Here is a 3337-nt window from a genome sequence, read left to right as displayed (position 1 = left end):
CCCAAATGGACGAAGAAGGATTTGGCAGCTGTACCAACACCGGTGCCTGCGAAGCTGAATGCCCTAAAGAAATTAAGCTTACCAACATTGCGCGCATGAACAATGATTTTTTCAGCGCAAAATTATTCAGGGAAGAAGCTATCCATGAAGAACAACATGGCGGTGCTTAATCGCTGATAACACTATAAACAAAACGGGCTTTGGAGATTTTCAAAGCCCGTTTTGTTTATGAATGTTGTTTCTTTGTGTTATTGCGAGCGTAGCGTGGCAATCGCGAACAGCGCAGAGAAGATTTGCATAGTTCGCGGTTGCTTCGTCGTTCCTCCTCGCGAAGACATGGTGGTGTTTTAAAATAATGACAAAGTTGATTATTACAATACTTCCAGGTCTTTCAGCTCCGCCTCCAACTGCTCTGCCGAGGTAAAGTGAATGCTTTTAATACCCACCTTTTCGGCGGCTACTATGTTGCGGTAATTATCATCAATAAATAAAGCTTCGCCTGCATTTACGGCGTAACGGTCAAGCAGTATCTGGTAAAACTCGGGAGCAGGCTTACGCATTTTTTCGGTGCCCGAAACTACGATGCCATCAAACCAGCTCAAAAAATCATAGCGCTCCAGTGCTACCGGAAAAGTTTCTGCCGACCAATTGGTGAGTGCGTAAATTTTGTATTTGCCGCTTGCTTTAAGCTGCTTAAAAATAGCTACAGTACCATAAAAGGGTTCGCCCAGCATCTCGCTCCAGCGGCCGTAAAACGCGCGAATATTGGCCTCGTGCTGCGGGAACTGAGCCACAAGTAAGTCTGTACCTTCCTGTAAGGAGCGACCGGCATCCTGTTCCTCGTTCCAGTCGGAGGTACAAACCTCGGCCAGGAAGTTTTTCATTTCCTGCTCGTCGGCAAACAGGGTGCGGTACATGTAGTGCGGGTTCCAGTCAATCAAAACCGCGCCAAGGTCAAATATGATGGTATTTATCATTTCTTTTTATCCGTGTGCTCGTAAATTTTAGCATCCGTAACTACCGAATCTTTCAGGCTCAGGATCAGTTTTTTAACATACCGTGGCTTTTTAGGCTTATTGTATTCATCAATATCATAAACCATTTCGGTAGAGTTGCTCAGCTGCGGGCGGTGCAGCAAATGAATAACTTCCTGGTATTTTAATCCTTTAAGCTTTTGATTTTGCAACAGATCGTCAACCATATTGTTGCGGAACGGGAACTCCAGGCCATCACCATAATCCCAATCTTCCCGGTTAAATTTTGTATGTCGTTTACAGGCGGTTAAAGTTATTAGTACCAGCCCAGGCAAAACGAGTATCTTTTTATTGAACAGATCACCAATTTTCATTGATCAAATATAATAAGAATCACTTAATGCGCTTTGTTCATATTCTTATTCAATCGGGAATTATGTCATTGCGAGCGTAGCGTGGCAATCGCGAACTTTACAGAGGGATTTGTAGAGTTCGCGGTTATCAGACACACATACGAAGTTTTAAAAACTTCGTATGTGTTTTACATAATGCCATTTTACTCAGCGCCCAGTAAATACGCCTTAAAATCAGAAAAATCTTTGCTAAGCGGCACTGCCAATTTGGTTCTTGAAGCCAGCTCTTTTACAGATGCCGGTATCTCGATCTTCGCGGTCATTTCTTTGTTGAACACATCCGGAAACTTGCAAGGGTGAGCGGTTGATAAAAACACACCGGCGGTATCGGCACTGTTATGATCATGCTGATAATCGGTCAGCGCCTGCCATGCAATGGCCGTATGCGGGCAAACTACGTAGCCGTAGGCATCAAATACCCAGTTGATCGCCTTAACCGTTTCCTCATCATTATATTTAAAACCGATAACCAGTTTTTTGAGCTCATCCATATCCTGCTTAAACAGATCGGCAATACGTACCCAGTTGCTTGGGTTACCCACATCCATCGCGTTTGACAGTGTAGCAACTGAGGGTTTAGGTTGATAAACACCGGTTTTTAAAAACTCCGGAACAGTATCGTTAACATTGGTAGCAGCAATGAATTTTTCTACGGGCAAACCCATTTTCCAGGCCAGTAAACCGGCACCAATGTTACCAAAATTACCGCTCGGAACCGAGAATATCACTTTCTTAACACCCTGCCTTAATAACTGGGCATAGGCATTAAAATAGTAAAAAGTTTGGGGCACCAAACGGGCTATGTTAATAGAGTTAGCCGATGTTAAGCGGAATTTTTCATTCAGTTCAGCATCAGTAAAGGCTTGCTTAACCAGGGCCTGGCAATCATCAAAAGTACCATCAACCTCCAGCGCGCGGATGTTTTGGCCGTTGGTGGTTAATTGCTGCTCCTGCACGCCGCTTACCTTGCCTTTAGGGTATAAAATGGTTACACGGGTATTAGGCACGCCCAAAAAGCCCAGGGCAACAGCACCACCGGTATCGCCGCTGGTAGCTACCAATACGTCCAGCTGTTTTTCGCCGGCCTCTAAAAAGTAGCTCATTACGCGGCTCATGAAACGTGCGCCAAAATCTTTAAACGCCAGTGATGGCCCGTGGAAAAGTTCCAGCACATGCACATGCTCATCCAGTTTTACAATTGGGGCATCAAAGTTAATGGCGTCATCAATCAGCGCTTTCAGATCGGCTTCAGGGATGGTATCACCCAGTAAATTCTGAGCCACTCGGAAAGCGATCTCGGGCAGGGTATATTTATCCAGGTTGTTGATAAAATCAGCATCTAAACGGGGGATGCTGATAGGCATATATAAACCTTTATCCTGTGGCATGCTGTTAAAAACCGCGTCTTTAAAAGACACTTCAGATAAGGTATTGTTGGTGCTATAGAGTTTCATTTTTGATTTCGGATATCGGATGTTCGATTTCGGATTTATTGATTTCTCGCGTCATTGCTATAAGAAGCCTCACCTCAACCCTCTCCTTTGGAGAGGGCTTTTAAATACTTTTTTAAGTCCCCTCCCTTGGGGGAGATTTAGAGGGGGCTCTTACTTGGTACCACGCAAGGACGAGTTATATTTTTGACTTTTTACTTTTGAATTTTGACTTAAAATCTCGCCAGTACCTTCGGTCCGCCATCGTTGATAGGGGACACGTAGGTGTTTGAACCAATTTTAAGGCTGGTTAAATGTTGTTGTAGTTTTTGGGTAATAAGTGTGGCGGTTTCCTCATCTTTAGTGAAGGCAAAAACCGATGGGCCCGAGCCGGAGATACCAAAGCTTACCGCGCCCATGCCCATAGCCATTTCGCGCATTTTATAAAAATCAGGTATCAGCATAGAGCGTACAGGCTCAACCAATACATCTTTCATGCTGCGGCCTATCAGGTCAATAT

3 protein-coding genes and 2 pseudogenes are annotated in these 3337 nt (G+C 44.4%); 1 reads left to right on the top strand and 4 read right to left on the bottom strand.

The genetic code is table 11. The features are described from left to right. Window positions 1-170: pseudogene (locus AAGC65_RS25490) on the top strand (succinate dehydrogenase/fumarate reductase iron-sulfur subunit); the annotation flags it as partial. 201 nt (window positions 171-371) lie between these two features. On the opposite strand, the gene AAGC65_RS25485 reads toward AAGC65_RS25490, so the two are convergent. From AAGC65_RS25485 to AAGC65_RS25470, 4 genes and pseudogenes are all read right to left on the bottom strand, one after another. After that, window positions 372-977, bottom strand: coding sequence for an HAD family phosphatase (locus tag AAGC65_RS25485; RefSeq protein WP_343115274.1), 606 nt, complete (start codon window positions 975-977; stop codon window positions 372-374). Further along, window positions 974-1348, bottom strand: coding sequence for a hypothetical protein (locus AAGC65_RS25480; protein ID WP_343115273.1), 375 nt, complete (start codon window positions 1346-1348; stop codon window positions 974-976). Before AAGC65_RS25480 ends, AAGC65_RS25485 begins: the two co-directional genes overlap by 4 nt. A gap of 182 nt (window positions 1349-1530) precedes the next feature. Further along, entirely contained in the window at window positions 1531-2841 is a 1311-nt protein-coding gene (gene thrC / locus AAGC65_RS25475; protein ID WP_343115272.1) for a threonine synthase, read from the bottom strand. A gap of 209 nt (window positions 2842-3050) precedes the next feature. Next, window positions 3051-3337: pseudogene (locus AAGC65_RS25470) on the bottom strand (homoserine kinase); the annotation flags it as partial.

The organism is Mucilaginibacter sp., assembly GCF_039207105.1.
Lineage (GTDB): Bacteria > Bacteroidota > Bacteroidia > Sphingobacteriales > Sphingobacteriaceae > Mucilaginibacter.
Note: the sequence above shows the minus strand (reverse complement) of the source record. Positions and strands in the feature narration are given on the sequence as shown.